Source organism: Piscinibacter sp. PDB5-1 (assembly GCF_056676035.1).
In genome coordinates, this window is the sequence record NZ_JBWVZL010000003.1 from 369,575 (window position 1) to 383,395 (window position 13,821).

16 protein-coding genes are annotated in these 13,821 nt (G+C 70.1%); 14 read left to right on the forward strand and 2 right to left on the reverse strand.

Features of this window, described 5'->3' with window-relative positions:
- Positions 1-17 precede the first annotated feature (17 nt).
- Positions 18-1,298 carry a hypothetical protein gene (locus AC1KAT_RS14640; protein ID WP_480327197.1) on the reverse strand — a complete coding sequence of 427 codons (1,281 nt, stop codon included), beginning with the start codon at positions 1,296-1,298 and terminating at the stop codon, positions 18-20.
- A 319-nt stretch (positions 1,299-1,617) separates the two neighbouring features.
- On the opposite strand from AC1KAT_RS14640, the gene AC1KAT_RS14645 reads away from it, so the two are divergent.
- From AC1KAT_RS14645 to AC1KAT_RS14685, 9 genes are all read left to right on the forward strand, one after another.
- On the forward strand, positions 1,618-2,139 hold the full coding sequence (locus tag AC1KAT_RS14645; RefSeq protein WP_480327199.1) for a hypothetical protein: 522 nt from the start codon (positions 1,618-1,620) through the stop codon (positions 2,137-2,139).
- Between the two features lie 30 nt (positions 2,140-2,169).
- The gene (locus AC1KAT_RS14650) at positions 2,170-2,688 is read left to right on the forward strand and encodes a hypothetical protein (RefSeq protein WP_480327201.1); all 519 of its coding nucleotides are present in this window, start codon (positions 2,170-2,172) and stop codon (positions 2,686-2,688) included.
- A gap of 86 nt (positions 2,689-2,774) precedes the next feature.
- Positions 2,775-2,960: a CsbD family protein gene (locus AC1KAT_RS14655; RefSeq protein ID WP_480327203.1), complete on the forward strand. Its 186-nt coding sequence runs from the start codon at positions 2,775-2,777 to the stop codon at positions 2,958-2,960.
- Positions 2,961-3,069: 109 nt separating this feature from the next.
- Positions 3,070-3,276 carry a hypothetical protein gene (locus AC1KAT_RS14660; protein ID WP_480327205.1) on the forward strand — a complete coding sequence of 69 codons (207 nt, stop codon included), beginning with the start codon at positions 3,070-3,072 and terminating at the stop codon, positions 3,274-3,276.
- 38 nt (positions 3,277-3,314) lie between these two features.
- Complete coding sequence (locus AC1KAT_RS14665; RefSeq protein ID WP_480327207.1) at positions 3,315-3,638, forward strand: plasmid stabilization protein; 324 nt, start codon at positions 3,315-3,317, stop codon at positions 3,636-3,638.
- Between the two features lie 94 nt (positions 3,639-3,732).
- Positions 3,733-4,110, forward strand: coding sequence for a response regulator (locus AC1KAT_RS14670; protein ID WP_480327209.1), 378 nt, complete (start codon positions 3,733-3,735; stop codon positions 4,108-4,110).
- Positions 4,097-4,594: a DUF421 domain-containing protein gene (locus tag AC1KAT_RS14675; RefSeq protein ID WP_480327211.1), complete on the forward strand. Its 498-nt coding sequence runs from the start codon at positions 4,097-4,099 to the stop codon at positions 4,592-4,594. The genes AC1KAT_RS14670 and AC1KAT_RS14675 overlap by 14 nt, the downstream gene beginning before the upstream one ends.
- 50 nt (positions 4,595-4,644) lie before the next feature.
- On the forward strand, positions 4,645-6,354 hold the full coding sequence (locus AC1KAT_RS14680; protein ID WP_480327213.1) for a RecQ family ATP-dependent DNA helicase: 1,710 nt from the start codon (positions 4,645-4,647) through the stop codon (positions 6,352-6,354).
- 76 nt (positions 6,355-6,430) lie between these two features.
- The gene (locus tag AC1KAT_RS14685) at positions 6,431-6,832 is read left to right on the forward strand and encodes a hypothetical protein (protein ID WP_480327215.1); all 402 of its coding nucleotides are present in this window, start codon (positions 6,431-6,433) and stop codon (positions 6,830-6,832) included.
- Between the two features lie 15 nt (positions 6,833-6,847).
- Here the strand turns inward: AC1KAT_RS14685 and AC1KAT_RS14690 are convergent, their stop codons facing one another.
- Positions 6,848-7,129: a hypothetical protein gene (locus AC1KAT_RS14690; protein WP_480327217.1), complete on the reverse strand. Its 282-nt coding sequence runs from the start codon at positions 7,127-7,129 to the stop codon at positions 6,848-6,850.
- Positions 7,130-7,271: 142 nt separating this feature from the next.
- Between AC1KAT_RS14690 and AC1KAT_RS14695 the strand changes: the two genes are divergently transcribed.
- The 5 genes from AC1KAT_RS14695 to AC1KAT_RS14715 all read left to right on the forward strand — a co-directional run bounded on the left by AC1KAT_RS14695 (position 7,272) and on the right by AC1KAT_RS14715 (position 13,799).
- A complete protein-coding gene (locus AC1KAT_RS14695) occupies positions 7,272-7,637 on the forward strand; it encodes a hypothetical protein (RefSeq protein ID WP_480327219.1) in 366 nt (121 codons plus the stop codon).
- 110 nt (positions 7,638-7,747) lie between these two features.
- A complete protein-coding gene (locus AC1KAT_RS14700; protein ID WP_480327221.1) occupies positions 7,748-8,965 on the forward strand; it encodes a TolC family protein in 1,218 nt (405 codons plus the stop codon).
- Positions 8,962-9,558: a hypothetical protein gene (locus AC1KAT_RS14705; RefSeq protein ID WP_480327223.1), complete on the forward strand. Its 597-nt coding sequence runs from the start codon at positions 8,962-8,964 to the stop codon at positions 9,556-9,558. The genes AC1KAT_RS14700 and AC1KAT_RS14705 overlap by 4 nt, the downstream gene beginning before the upstream one ends.
- Positions 9,555-10,667, forward strand: a complete 1,113-nt coding sequence (locus AC1KAT_RS14710) for an efflux RND transporter periplasmic adaptor subunit (RefSeq protein ID WP_480327225.1) — start codon at positions 9,555-9,557, stop codon at positions 10,665-10,667. The genes AC1KAT_RS14705 and AC1KAT_RS14710 overlap by 4 nt, the downstream gene beginning before the upstream one ends.
- 9 nt (positions 10,668-10,676) lie before the next feature.
- A complete protein-coding gene (locus AC1KAT_RS14715) occupies positions 10,677-13,799 on the forward strand; it encodes an efflux RND transporter permease subunit (protein ID WP_480327227.1) in 3,123 nt (1,040 codons plus the stop codon).
- The last annotated feature ends 22 nt before the right edge of the window (positions 13,800-13,821 follow it).

Genomic DNA, 13,821 nt, shown 5'->3' on the forward strand with positions numbered 1-13,821 from the left:
GGGCAGTCGCTTCGTTCTCAGGCCAGCCTCGGAAAGCGCCGCGCCAGCACGGCCAGCAGCTCGACCTCAGAACTGGTGGCCACGTCGGCACCGCCGTCCAAGGCCTGGCGGTGGTACTTGTCGAGGCTGCTGCGTGAGCAGTACATCACCACCATCGGCTTGGGACGCGTCGGCGTCCTGTCGTCGAACATGCTGCGGACCACGCCAAGAAGACGCAGACCCGAAGGCAGGCCATCGCCCGCCTTCTCACCCCGGTGCATGTCGGTGATGACCACCTCGCAGTCCTTGCGCGCGAGCCAATCGACCGCCTCGGCGGTGGACACCACCTGCTGCACCTGGATGCCCGCCGCCCGCAGCCGGTCCACGATCAGCGCGTTCTGGCTCGGGCGGTCATCCACCCACAGCACTGTGTTCGATGCGGCGGGGCTGATGATCGGCCCGCCCTGGCCCCGCGCATCCGGCGCTGGCGCCCCTGCCTGAAGGGGCGGCACCCCAGCCGCCACAACCACGGGCGAAGGCACGGCATCGGGCCGCGCGATGTTCGGTGCAGGCGCCGCTGTGGCGGGCGGCGACGCCACGGCAGTCGCCTGTTTGGCGGGGCCTTCAGCGCCCGCAGACCCACCCAGCATCTGCACCACCTTGCCCTGCAGGTCGGTCACCGCGCTCATCAGCCCGCCCAGCATCGTTCGCGTGTTGACGACCTCGCCGGCCGGCAGTCGCCAGCCCGAAGCTTCTTCAGCGTTGCGGTCTGCGTCGTTCATGATGATCGCCAGGAAGATGCGCGTCATCAGGTAGCCCGTGATGAACCCGAGCACCCCGAAAAAGAGCGCGACCGCGCCGGCCACCGAGACCAGGGCCGCGTCGGCGGCCGGCTTTTGCACGGCGGTGTGCGGCAGCAGGCTGCGCGCCATGAAGCTAGCCAGCGCCTCGCCGTGGTCCGGCAGATTCTTCAGCTCCACCAAGCCGACGCCGACGATGATCTTCGTCAACCAGTCGGACACCTCGACAAGGTTGGAGTTGATGCCGGTTGCACGTTTCGACGTCGCCCTTTCGGCTCGCTGCAGGCCCTGAGGTTCACTGGCGCCGTTTGCGGCGCCATTGCCGTTGCTGGGCGGCCCATCGGCGGGCGGGTTGTTCACTTCGCGGTCCGGGACCTTCGGTATCCCGAACAGGAAGCCGATCAACGCACCCGTCACGTACAGGGCCAGTCCCCAGACCAGAGAGGTCGAGAAAACGATCTGGTACTGCTGCGCAAGGAACACCAGCGTCACGACGCCCAGTACCAAGCCGGTCAGCAAGAGCGGCGGGATGATCTTGCGGCCTCGCGCGGCCGGCTCAGGCAGCGCCAGGGTGGTGGTCGGCAAATGGGTGCTGCTCATTTTTCCCCCGCTGTGAGGCTTGCGCCGACATGGCCAAGCCTGCCGGGGTTTTAGGCGCCGGAGGGGCCCACTGTCGTCATCCGCATTGACGAGGCGTCATCGCGGTCCATCACCGGCCACGGGGAGTTGTCCTACAGGCCGTTGCGGCCCTGCCCGCTGCATGGCGCGGCAGGCGATTCGTATCGTGACGCCATTGAATGTCTGAACGTCGCCTGTCGGCGGCTTGCTGGAGACGCCGATGCAAACCACCTCGCCCGATCGCACCCTGTCCGCTGCGCCTTGCCACGCCCCCTTGCGCTTTCGTCCCGCCACGGCGCTGCGGCCCGAGTTGCCCACGCTGGCGGCCGAACATGCCTACGAGCTGGACGCCGACCGAGGCTTCGTGGCGCTGCTGCGCGGCTGCAAGCCGCTGGGCGGCATCGGCCGGGGCGATGAGGTGGCCGAACGTTTTGTGGCCTGCGGGCAAGACCTGAGCCTGCTGGCCCGATGGATCGTCGAGCGCCGCGTCATCAGCATCGAATGGCGTTCCGAGCTGTGGGTGCCCTGGTTCCAGTTCGACGTGCCTGGCATGTCGCTCAAGCCCGAGTTCGAGCGCGTGAACGCCGAACTGCGCGATGTGTTCGACAACTGGCAGCTGGCGCGCTGGTTCGTCGAGCCCAACTGCTGGCTGCAAGACCGCGCACCCCTGGCTGCCCTCGACACCGACGCGGCCGAGGTGCTGCAGGCTGCCCGCACCGACCGCTACATCGCACGGGGCTGAGGCCCCACCGCCCTGCCTTCAGGAGCCGCCATGCACACCCCGTTCGTTCCGTCCCCTTCGCTGCCGCCCCACCCGGGCCTGATGGCGCCGCACGTGCACCCCACCGCGGTGGAGCCCGACATCAGCGCTGAACGCGACCGCCGGTTCGTCGGCATGCTGCGCGCCTTTCGCGCCACCGGTGGACTGTTGCGGGGCGACGAGGTGTCTGAGCTGATCAGCTTTCACCGCCGGGCCGACGCCGCGCAAAGCATCTCGCGGCTGGCGCGCCAGATCGCCACGCGCGAGGTCGTGAGTTTCGAGTGGCGCGGCGAGCGCTGGCTGCCCTTGTTCCAGTTTCAGCTGGCCGACATGAGCCTGCGCGACACCGTGCGCCAGATCGCCACCGAACTCGCTCCGGTGATGGATGGCTGGGCGCTGGCCAACTGGTTCGCCAAGCCCAACGCGTGGCTCGCGCAACGCACGCCGGTCGATGCGATGAAGGACGACGTGACGGCCGTGATCCAGGCCGCCCGTGCCGAGCGCTACGTCTCGCTCGGCGAAAGCCCCTGACCGGCGCTGGTCAGCCCAGGCGCGCCGATTGCCGGTTCAGGACCACGGGTCACAACCGACCCGCACCACCCAGCAAGGAGCCACAGATGAACAAGCACCAAGTCAAGGGCCGCGCAGAGCAGGCCAAGGGCAAGGCCAAGGAAGTCGTTGGCCGCGCCGTGGCGAGCGACAAGCTCAAGGCCGAAGGTCGGCTCGACCAGGCCGCCGGCAAGACCCAGGCCAGCCTGGGCGACGCCAAGGAGCGCGTGAAGAAGAGCATCGACAAGCTCTGATGCCATGGGGCGGCCGCTTGGCCGCCCACCCACCGCGGCCGTTCGGCCCCAGCCCACCACCCGGCCCCGTGCTCACGCCTCGGTCGCGCCGGGCTCCCCCCTTTCTGCCATGAACACACCGCACCCCGGGCCACCCACGCCCGAGCCGCTGCCGCCGCAGACCCCACCGCCGCCGCCGCCGGGCCCGGACATCCAGCCGCCCGAGATCGACGACCCGACCCCGCTCGAACACCCGGTGCCCGTGCGCGAGCCACCGACGCAGCCGCACCCGATGGCGACCATCGTGCCACCGGTCACGTACCACCGTCGGCCCTGACCCGGGCGTGCCCGAGACCATCCGAACAGGAGGACGCCATGCCCCGCAACTCATGGAGCGACAAGCGCGAGCGCCAGTACGAACACATCAAGGACAGCCTCGAATCGCGCGGCAAGGGCGAGAAGCTCGCCGAAGAGATCGCCGCTCGCACCGTCAACAAAGAGCGCGCACGCCACGGCGAAGCGCGCGAGGCCAGCCGCTCGTCCACCGACGACATCTCGTCGGGCCGGCGCGGCGGGCTGCGCTCGCACCAGGGCGAAGGTGGCCGCACCTATACGCAGCTCTACAACGAAGCGCGCGATCGCGGCGTGAAGGGTCGTTCGTCAATGAGCAAGGCCGAACTCGAAAAAGCCCTGCGGTGACCCGACGCGGCCAGCGCCGGGCGGTAATGTGGCAGCACGGACACGACGCGCGGGCCGCGCCTGCACGCCCACCCCTGCTGCAAAATCTGCCGCCATGACCGAACCCACCAAACCGCGCCGCGTGCTGCTCGTGGACGACAACACCGACTCGACCGAATCGCTCGCCCAGCTGCTGGCGATGTCGGGCCACGACGCGCGCACCGCCGCCGACGGCCCCACCGCCCTCGACATCGCCCGCAGCTTTCACCCCGAGGTGGTGCTGTGCGACCTGGGCCTGCCCGGCATGAGCGGCTTCGATGTGGCGCGTGAATTGCGCCAGATGCCCGGGGGTCCGCAGATGCTGATCGCCGCGCTCACCGGCTATGGCCAGGCGCGCGACCGCATGCGAAGCGTCGAAGCCGGCTTCGACCTGCACCTCGTGAAGCCCGTGGACCCGGCCGTCATCGAGAGCCTGGTGCATGGCCTGGGGTGACGTTGCCGAACTTTTCGCCGTGCACATGCCCGTGTGGGAGATCGTGCTGCGCGGCTCGGCGATCTACTGGTTCCTGTTCGTGATCTTTCGCTTTCTGCTGCGGCGCGACGTGGGCTCGCTCGGCATCGCCGACGTGCTGTTGCTGGTCATCATTGCCGACGCCTCGCAGAACGCGCTGTCAGGCGACTACAAGACCATCAGCGAAGGCTTCATCCTCGTGGCCACCATCGTCGCCTGGAACTACGCGCTCGACTGGGCGAGCTACCGCTTCGAGGCCATGCGCCGCTTCGCCGAGCCGCCGCCGCTGCTGCTCGTCTTGAAGGGCCGCCTGCTGCGCCACAACCTGCGCAAGGAAATGGTGACCACCGACGAGTTGATGGCCAAGCTGCGCGAGAAAGGCATCGAAGACCTCTCGAAAGTGAAGTCGGCCTACATGGAAAGCGATGGGCAGGTCACCGTCATCGCCCGCGACGCCAAGGGTTGACGAGGCCCTGAGCCGCCTCGCCGGGCGCGCCGATTGCCCCTGGTGCGGGCATGAGATCCACACCACCCACGTCGGCGCGCGCGCCACGCGGCGGTTGGCGGGCGCTGTTGCAGCGCACGCTTCGCCACACCTTTGGCCTCGAACGCCTGCGCGATGGGCAAGAGGCCGTCATGACCCGCGTGATGCAGGGGCGCCCCACGCTGGCGGTCATGCCCACGGGTGCCGGCAAGTCGCTGTGCTACCAATTGCCCGCGGTGCTGCTTCCCGGGCGCACGCTGGTCGTCTCGCCGCTGATCGCCTTGATGAAGGACCAATGCGACAAGCTCTGCGCGATGGGCATCGCGGCCGTGCAGCTGCACAGCGCGCTCACCACGGCTGAAACGGCCGAGTCCGAACGTGCGGCCTTGTCGGGCGACGCGAAGATCCTCTTCACCACGCCCGAGCGCCTGGGCGACCGCAGTTTCGTCGAGCAACTCGCTGCGCGGCCGGTGAGCCTGCTGGTGGTCGACGAGGTGCATTGCATCTCGCAATGGGGCCACGACTTCCGCCCGGCGTTTCTTGAGATCGGCGGGCTGCTGCCACGCATCGGCCACCCGACCGTGCTCGCGCTCACCGCCACGGCCACGCAGGCCGTCATCGATGACGTGCAGCGCCAGCTGGGCCTGCAAGACCTGGCGGTGGTCAACACCGGCGTGTACCGGCCCAACCTGCACTACCGCGTCGAGCAAGTCACCCGTGAAGACGAGAAACTCGAACGCACACTGGCGCTCGTGCGCGCGGCCACGGGACCGACGCTCGTCTACACAGCCACCGTGAAGGCGGTCGAGACCGTGCACGAGGCGCTGCTGGCCGCCGGGATGTCGGCCACGCGTTACCACGGGCGCCTGTCGGCGAGCGAGCGGCGCGCCAACCAGGACGCCTTCATGAACAACCAGGCGCAGATCATGGTGGCGACCAACGCCTTCGGCCTGGGCATCGACAAAGCCGACATCCGCCACCTCGTGCATTACCAGATGCCCTCGGGGCTTGACGCGTACTACCAGGAGTCGGGACGCGCCGGCCGCAATGGCGAGACCGCCGAATGCACCCTGCTCTACCTGCACAGCGACAAGGCTGTGCAGCAGTTCTTCCTGGTCGGCAAGTACCCCGGCCTCGAAGAGATGGAGGGCCTCTTTCGCACCCTGCTGCGCGAGCCCCCGGACGGCGGGTGGACGCTCGAGCACCTGCAGAAAGAACTGGACCGCCCACGCACCAAGTTGCAGGTAGCGCTGCGCCTGCTGCGCGAGCAGCACGTGGTGCAGCAGACGCGCCACGGCGAGCTGCGCCTCTTGCACGACGCGCTCACGGCCGAGGGTTTCGAGCGCCTGCTCACCGAGTACCGCGACCGCAAAGAGCACGACCGCAGCCAGCTCGACAAGATGATCTTCTATGGCCAGACCGGCTATTGCCGCTGGAAGGTGCTGCTCGAGCACTTCGAAGAGGCCGAGGGCTTCGAGCGCTGTGGCACCTGCGACAACTGTCGGCGCATGGCAGCGCTTGCGAGTGAGCAACCCGCGAGCAGTGCCCCTGCCGAACCGGCCCCCGCCATCGCCGTACCGCCAGCTGAATCGCCCCGCCCCGTGTTCGCCCCGGGTCACGCCGTGCGCGTGCCGCGCTACGGCCCCGGCACCGTCACCGCGGCCGACGCCCACACCGTGACCGTGGCCTTTGCCAAAGGGCCTTCGCGCTGCTTTCTGGTGCCCTTCGTCGAACACGCCTGACGCGCACCGCCACCCGCGCACGCCGAGGCACTCCGTTTGCCAAGAGCTCGGCATCGACATCTTGAATGGAGACCCCATGGCCACCAGCAGCATCCTCGGCGGTGAACGCGCCGCCACCCAGGCCGCCGGCCGCGACACCGGCGCACTCGGCCCGAGCGACAGCTCCGACAGCGGCAGCGACATCCAAGGCAGCGTGGGCTTCGAATCGCCGGTGCAGGAAGACCTCTTCGCCGACACCACCGGCGCGACCAACACCTCGCTGCGCAGCGATTCGGACTCGGGCGGCACCGGTGAACGCGGCGCTGCCGTGCCGGGTGAAGACGCGCGAGAGGCCGACGACATCTCGCCCGACCGCATCACCTCGATCCACGACACGCTCGGCGACGACGACGCCGATCTCGCCATCGAAGACCTCGCGGACGAAGAGCTGACGGACGAAGAGCGCGACGCCGAGGCCGCGGCCGACGCGAACCCCTGAACGCAGCAGGCGGGTTTAGCGCGCGTCGTGCAGCAACCAGTGCGGCGAATCGTCGAGCCACACGTCGGGGAAGACGCCGCGCTGCTCCAGGTAGGGCTGCTTGGCCTGCCGGGCGGTGAAGTAGATCGCCTGCACGCGGCCTGCGAGCGCGATCTTGACGGCGTCGCCCTCACTCTGCTCATGGCGCATGGTCGCGCAGATCACCTCGTGCCCGTGGCGCGTGGCAAGTTCGATGCAGGCGTTCCAGAACGCCGGGTCTTCGGTGTACGTACCGTCGAAGTCGAGACAGAGCAGCATGCGGGGCGCGGCCGAGTGAAAACCGCCATTGGAACCCACGCGCGTGGCAGCACCGCCGCGCAGTGCGCCGCGACTGCAAAACCGCGCCGCGGTATAGCGCCAGCCCCCGTGGCGGTCTGACCGCGCCGCTACACTGCGCCCCATGCCCCGCTGGCTCGTCGCCTTTGCCCTCGCCCTCTTGATGCCCTGCTACGGCTTTGCCGCGGTCGGGCAGTCACTGGCTGTGGCGCTCGATGACGACGGCCACGTCGCGGCGCACCTGATCGGTCAACCGCACCACCACCACGACGACGGTTCGTTCCAGCTCGACCACCCCGACGAGTCGACCGAACCCACCCAGCACCTGCACGCCTGCGACTGGATCTGCAGTCCGGCGCTGATCGTCAGCAGCCTGACGCTGGCGGTCGCGCCCCCGGTGTTCCAGGCGATGCGCACCTCCAGCGAATCGCCGCCCCCCGACCCCTACCTGAAGGGGCTCAAGCGCCCCCCTCGTTCCATCGCCGCCTGACCCTTGAGCCGCCGTGACCCTGCCGGGTCGTGGCGTGTCCTGAGTCGCCGCGCCGCGCATGGCGACCGCTTGCCGGTCGTCGTGCCGCCGGCCTTGCATGGAACCCTGCAATGCGTTTCTTATTTCGTGCCGCTGCGCCGTTCGCAGCGGTGTTCTTCGTGGCCTGCGCGCTCGACGCGGCCGCGCAGGCCGAGCCCCCGCCCGCGCTGGCGGCGGCGGTCGAAGCTGCGTGGCTGCGCGCCCAGGCCCAGGCCGAAGCCCAGGCCGGCGCCGAGCGCGCCGCCGCGTCGCGCGACGTGGCCGCCGGCTGGCTGCCGGCGCCGCCCGCACTGGAAATCTCACACCGCAACGGCCGCTGGGCCCCCGGCTCGGCGACCGACCGCGAAACCGAACTCGCGGCCGCATTGCCCCTGTGGCAACCCGGGCAGCGCGGGGCGCGCCAGGCGCTGGCCCAGGCCGACGTCGATCTGGCCGAGGCCCAGCGCCAGCACGCCCGCTGGCAGGTCGCCGGTCAGGTGCGAGAGGCCGCGTGGGCCGTGATCGCGGCGCAGGCCGAACACGTTCAGGCCCAGGCCCACCGCGACAACCTCGACCGGGTGGCCGCCGATGTGGCGCGGCGCGTACACGCCGGCGACCTGGCCCGGGCCGACGCGCTGGCCGCGCAGGCCGAGAGGCTGGCCGCCGACGCCGCAGCGGCTGAATCCCGCCAGCGGCTGGCCGAGGCGGAGCGCCGCTGGTCGCTGCTGACGGGCTTGCCAAGCCCCGGGGCCGCGCAACTCGCCGAACCTGCTGTGGCCAGCGCGGGCTCGCCCGAATTGCTCTTCGCCGAACGCAGCCTCGAGCAGGCCCGCCGGCAGGCCGACGAGGTGCGCGCGACGCGGCGCGACGCGCCTGAGCTGCTGCTGAGCTACCGCCAGGAAGGCGACACCGGCGCAGCCCAGCGCAACAGCGTGGGCGTCGGCCTGCGCATTCCCCTCGGCAGCGAGGCCCGCAACAGGCCGCTCGATGCGCAGGCCTCGGGCGCGCTGAAGGTGGCCGAGCGCCAGTTGGCGCTGGCCCGGTCCCGGCTCGAAAGCGAGCAAGCCCAGGCGCGAGAAGCCATGCTGGCGGCTGAAGCCCGCTGGCGCGCCGACCAGGCGCGCCATGCCCTGGTGGCCGAGCGCACGGCGCTCGTGAAGAAGGCCTTCGATGCCGGCGACATGGGCCTGCCCGAATTGCTGCGCAGCCTGTCTGCGGCGTCTGCCGCGCAAGCTGACGTCGCCCGCGCCCAGGCCGCCCTCGGTCTGGCCCGCGCGCGTCTCGCCCAAGCCCAAGGAATCACCCCATGAAACGATCTTTCCTGTCCCATGCCAGGCGTCGCGCCCTGCGCCCGGTGCTTGCCTTCGCGGCGGCCCTGTGCACCGGGCTGGCCCTCGGCGGGCCCGGCGCCCATGGCCCGAACGGCGAGCACCTCGAAGAGCCCGGCCACACCCACACCCTTTCGGCCCACGCGCCCAAGCTGGAAGCTCATTCCGACGACTTCGAGCTGGTGGCCACGCTGGCCGACGGCGAGCTCTCAATCCTGATCGACCGCTACGCCACCAACGAGCCGGTGCTCGGCGCGAGCGTCGAGGTCGAAGCGGGCACGCTGAAGGCCGTCGCCAAGTTCAACGCCGAACACGGCGACTACGCGGTGACCGATGAAGCCTTCGTGAAGGCGCTCGCGCAGCCGGGTCAGCATGCGCTGGTCTTCACGCTGCAGGCCGGCAATGAGAGCGATTTACTCGATGGCGAGCTGCGGGTCGAGCCCGAGGGCCACGCCGAGCCCGGCGACGCCCACACGCCGCCTTGGGTCTGGCCTGCGGGAGGGCTCGCCGCGCTGCTGCTGGCCGCGTTCGCCTTCTGGCGCTTGCGCCGCACACGACAAGGAGCCGCCGCATGAGCGCCCGTCACATCACCGCGGTCTTGGGTCTGGGCCTGTCGCTCGCCGTTGCACAAGCCGGCCCGGGGGCGCACGGCCCCAACGGAGAACACCTCGATGCGCCGACGACCGGCCTGAACGCCTCGGGCCTGGCCCGCTTGCCCGACGGCAGCGTCAACGTGCCCAAGCTGGCCCAGCGCCGCATGGGCATCCGCACGCTGCTGGCGCCGCAGTCCGAAGCCGCCGCCACGGTCGAGCTGAACGGCCGCGTCGGCATGGACCCGAACGCCGGTGGGCGCGTGCAGGCCATCCATGGCGGCATCGTCGAAGCCGGGCCCCGCGGCCTGCCGCTGGCCGGTCAGGCGGTGAAACGCGGCCAGGTGCTGGCCTACCTGCGCCACCACGCCGAGCCCTTTGCCGAAGCCAACCAGCAGGCGCAGGCCGCCGAATTGGGCGCCGCGCGCAAGATCGCCGAGCAGCGCCTGCGGCGGCTCGAATCGCTCGAAGGCACGACGCCGCGCAAGGAAATCGACGCGGCCCGCGCCGAACTGGAGGGCCTGGCCGCGCGCGAGCGCAGCATCGGGGCCAGCCTGCGTTCGCGCGAGGCGTTGACTGCGCCGGTGTCGGGCGTCATTGCGCGCGCGGACCTGGTGGTCGGCCAGGTGGTCGAGGCCGGCACGGTGCTCTTCGAGGTGGTGGACCCGGCCCGCGTCGTGGTCGAGGCCACCACGTCCGACCCCGGCCTGTCCACGCGCATCGACAACGCGGCACTGCCCGGCCACACGCTGACCCTCGTGGGCGCGGCGCGTGTGCTGCGCGATGGCGTGCTGCCGCTGGTCTTTCGCGTGCGCGCCGAGCCCGGGGCCGCGCCGCTGGCGATCGGCCAGCCGGTCACGGTGATCGCGCGCCTGAAAGACAAGGTGACCGGCATCGTGCTGCCGGCCTCGGCCGTGGCGCGCAATGCGTCCAACGAGCCGGTGGTGTGGATCAAGGTCGGCGCCGAGCGCTTCGTGCCGCAGCCGGTAGAGCTGCGCCCCTTGGACGCAAGCCAGGTCGTCGTCACGCGCGGGCTCTCGCCCGACAACCGGGTGGTCGTGCAAGGCGCGGCGCTGGTCAGCCAGATCCGCTGAGGGGGCACGATGTTCAATTGGATCGTTCGCACGAGCCTGGCGAACCGCCTGTTCGTGCTGGCCGTGGCGCTGCTGCTGATGGCCTATGGCGCACTCACCGCGAGCCGCACGCCGGTGGATGTGTTCCCCGGCCTGGACAAACCGCTGGTCACGGTGCTCACCGAAGCCGGCGGCATGGCGCCCGAAGAGGTCGAGCAACTCGTCACCTTCCCCATCGAGACGGGGCTCAACGGCATGCCCGGCGTGACACGGGTGCGCTCGACCTCAGGGGTCGGCCTGTCGGTCGTCTACGCCGAGTTCGACTGGGGCACCGACGTGTACCGCAACCGCCAGCTCGTGGCCGAGCGGCTGTCGTTGGTGCGCGAGCAATTGCCCGAAGGCGTCACGCCGATCATGGGGCCCGTCTCGTCGATCATGGGCGAGATCATGCTGATCGCCTTGCCGATCGCGGCACCGGCCGACGGCCAGCTCACGCCTGCCACGCCGATGCAGGCCCGCGAGTACGCCGACTTCGTGCTGCGCCCGCGCCTGCTGGGCATCGCCGGCGTGTCGCAGGTCATTCCCATCGGTGGCGAAGTGCGGCAGCTGCGCGTCGAGCCCGACACCGTGCGCATGGCGCAGCTGGGCGTGTCGCTCAGCCAGGTCGAGGCGGCGCTCAAGGGCTTTGCGAGCAACGCAGGCGGTGGCTTCACCGACCTCAACAGCCGCGAGTACCTGATCCGCCACCTGGCGCGCACGACCCGGCTCGAAGACCTGCAGGGCGTCGCGGTCGCGTGGGCCAACGGGCGACCGGTGCTGCTGGAGCAGGTCGCCCAAGTGCGCCATGCGCCGGCCTTCAAGCGCGGTGACGCGGGCTATGCCGGCCGCCCGGCGGTGATCGTCAGCGTGCAGAAGCAGCCCGATGCCGACACCGTGAAGCTCACGCGCCAGATCGAGACCGCCCTGGCCGAGCTGGGCCCCGGCCTGCCGCCGGGCCTGGCCGCGCCGAAGGTGCTGTTTCGGCAGGCCGACTTCATCAGCGCCTCGATCGGCAACGTGGCCGAGGCGCTGCGCGACGGGGCGGTCATGGTCGCCATCGTGCTGTTCGCCTTTTTGCTGTCGGCACGCACGACGCTGATCTCGCTGGTGGCCATTCCGCTGTCGCTGGCGGTCACGGCTTTGGTGTTCAAGCTGATGGGCCAGTCGATCAACGTGATGACGCTGGGCGGCCTGGCGATTGCCATCGGCGAGCTGGTGGACGACGCGGTGGTCGATGTGGAGAACATCGTGCGCCGCCTCAAGCAGAACCGCACCGCCGATGCGCCGCTGCCGGTGCTCGAAGTGGTGCGACGCGCGAGCGTCGAGGTGCGCTCGGGCATCGTCTACGCCACGGCCATCGTCGTGCTGGTGTTCGTGCCGCTGTTCGCGCTGCCGGGCATCGAAGGCCGGCTGTTCGCGCCGCTGGGCGTGGCGTACATCGTGTCGATCCTGGCGTCGATGCTCGTCTCGATGACGGTGACGCCCGCGCTGGCGGCCTGGCTGCTGCCGCGCATGAAGCGGCTCGACCACGGCGACAGCCCGCTCGTGGCCTGGCTCAAGCGGCACGACGAACGCCTGCTGCAGTGGTCGTTTCCGCGTGCGCGGTGGCTGATCGGCTCGGCCGCTGTCGCCGCGTTGATCGCGGCGGCCACGGTGCCCTTCTTTCCGCGCAGCTTTCTGCCCCCCTTCAACGAAGGTTCGCTGGTGCTGTCGCTGCTGTTCAACCCCGGCACCTCGCTGGCCGAGGCCAACCGCATGGGGCAGGTGGCCGAGCGCCTGATCGCCGAAGTGCCCGAGGTCGTGCAGGTCGGCCGCCGCACCGGCCGCGCCGAGTTGGACGAGCATGCCGAAGGCGTTCACTCGACCGAGATCGAGGTGGACCTGAAGCGCTCAGACCGCCACCAGGAAGCGGTGATGGCCGACATCCGCGCGCGGCTGGCGGTGCTGCCGGGCGCGGTGGCCATCGGCCAGCCGATCTCACACCGGCTCGACCACCTGCTGTCTGGCGTGCGCGCGCAGATTGCGGTCAAGGTCTACGGCGACGACGTGGACACCTTGCGCGGCTTGGCCGAGCAGTTGCGCCAGGGCCTGAGCGGCGTGCCGGGCCTGGTGGACCTCACGGTCGAGAAGCAGGTGCTGATCCCGCAGATCAAGCTGCGGATCGACCACCGCCAGGCGGCCCAGCTGGGGCTCACGCCCGGCCAGGCGGTGCAGGCCTTGCAGACGCTGACCGATGGCGCGCACGTCGCGCAGATCGTCGATGGCGCGCGCCGCCACGACCTGGTGCTGCGCCTGCCCGACGAACGCCGTCGCCCTCAAGACCTGGCCAACCTGGTGATCGACACGCCGGCCGGCCGCGTGCCGGTGTCGGCCTTCGCCAGCGTTGAAGAAGGCGACGGGCCGAACCAGATCGGCCGCGAAAACGGCCGCCGCCGAATCGTCGTCTACGCCAACACCAAGGGCGGCGACATGGGCCGTGTGGTCGCCGACATCCGCCGTGTGCTCGACCAGACGCGTCTGCCCAGCGGGTACTTCGTGAGCCTCGAAGGCCAGTTCCAGGCGCAAGAGCAGGCCACGCGGTTGATCACCGGCCTGTCGCTGGTGTCGCTGGCGCTGATGTTCCTGGTGCTGTACTCACGCTACAAGTCGGCGGTACTGGCCGGCGTGGTGATGGCGAACATTCCGCTCGCACTCATCGGCAGCGTGATCGCGATGTGGGTGGCCGGCGTGGAGCTGTCGGTCGCCTCGATGGTGGGCTTCATCACGCTCGCGGGCATCGCCACGCGAAACGGCATCCTCAAGATCAGCCACTACGTGAATCTGTGCAAGTTCGAGGGTGAGGCCTTCGGTGTGCCGATGATCGTGCGCGGCTCGCTGGAGCGGCTGACGCCGGTGCTGATGACGGCGCTGGTCGCGGCCTTCGCGCTCACGCCGCTGCTGCTGGCGGCCGACGCGCCGGGCAAGGAAATCTTGCACCCGGTGGCGGTGGTCATCTTCGGCGGGCTGGTCAGCTCGACCCTGCTCGACACGCTGATCACGCCGTTGGTGTACGCCGCCGTCGGCCGGCGCCCCACCGAGCGGCTGCTCGAAGTGGCCGACGACGAAGCCTTGTGAACAACCCGACCACGCGAACCAA

Bases quoted from the DNA above. Each gene is read 5' to 3' on its own strand.
- AC1KAT_RS14685 (WP_480327215.1), top strand. From the start codon at position 6,431: ATGGCCACCAGCAGCATCCTCGGCGGTGAACGCGCCGCCACCCAGGCC.
- AC1KAT_RS14680 (WP_480327213.1), top strand. From the start codon at position 4,645: ATGAGATCCACACCACCCACGTCGGCGCGCGCGCCACGCGGCGGTTGG.
- AC1KAT_RS14675 (WP_480327211.1), top strand. From the start codon at position 4,097: ATGGCCTGGGGTGACGTTGCCGAACTTTTCGCCGTGCACATGCCCGTG.
- AC1KAT_RS14690 (WP_480327217.1), bottom strand. From the start codon at position 7,129: ATGCTGCTCTGTCTCGACTTCGACGGTACGTACACCGAAGACCCGGCG.
- AC1KAT_RS14650 (WP_480327201.1), top strand. From the start codon at position 2,170: ATGCACACCCCGTTCGTTCCGTCCCCTTCGCTGCCGCCCCACCCGGGC.
- AC1KAT_RS14655 (WP_480327203.1), top strand. From the start codon at position 2,775: ATGAACAAGCACCAAGTCAAGGGCCGCGCAGAGCAGGCCAAGGGCAAG.
- AC1KAT_RS14660 (WP_480327205.1), top strand. From the start codon at position 3,070: ATGAACACACCGCACCCCGGGCCACCCACGCCCGAGCCGCTGCCGCCG.
- AC1KAT_RS14665 (WP_480327207.1), top strand. From the start codon at position 3,315: ATGCCCCGCAACTCATGGAGCGACAAGCGCGAGCGCCAGTACGAACAC.
- AC1KAT_RS14715 (WP_480327227.1), top strand. From the start codon at position 10,677: ATGTTCAATTGGATCGTTCGCACGAGCCTGGCGAACCGCCTGTTCGTG.
- AC1KAT_RS14705 (WP_480327223.1), top strand. From the start codon at position 8,962: ATGAAACGATCTTTCCTGTCCCATGCCAGGCGTCGCGCCCTGCGCCCG.
- AC1KAT_RS14645 (WP_480327199.1), top strand. From the start codon at position 1,618: ATGCAAACCACCTCGCCCGATCGCACCCTGTCCGCTGCGCCTTGCCAC.
- AC1KAT_RS14700 (WP_480327221.1), top strand. From the start codon at position 7,748: ATGCGTTTCTTATTTCGTGCCGCTGCGCCGTTCGCAGCGGTGTTCTTC.
- AC1KAT_RS14670 (WP_480327209.1), top strand. From the start codon at position 3,733: ATGACCGAACCCACCAAACCGCGCCGCGTGCTGCTCGTGGACGACAAC.
- AC1KAT_RS14710 (WP_480327225.1), top strand. From the start codon at position 9,555: ATGAGCGCCCGTCACATCACCGCGGTCTTGGGTCTGGGCCTGTCGCTC.
- AC1KAT_RS14695 (WP_480327219.1), top strand. From the start codon at position 7,272: ATGCCCCGCTGGCTCGTCGCCTTTGCCCTCGCCCTCTTGATGCCCTGC.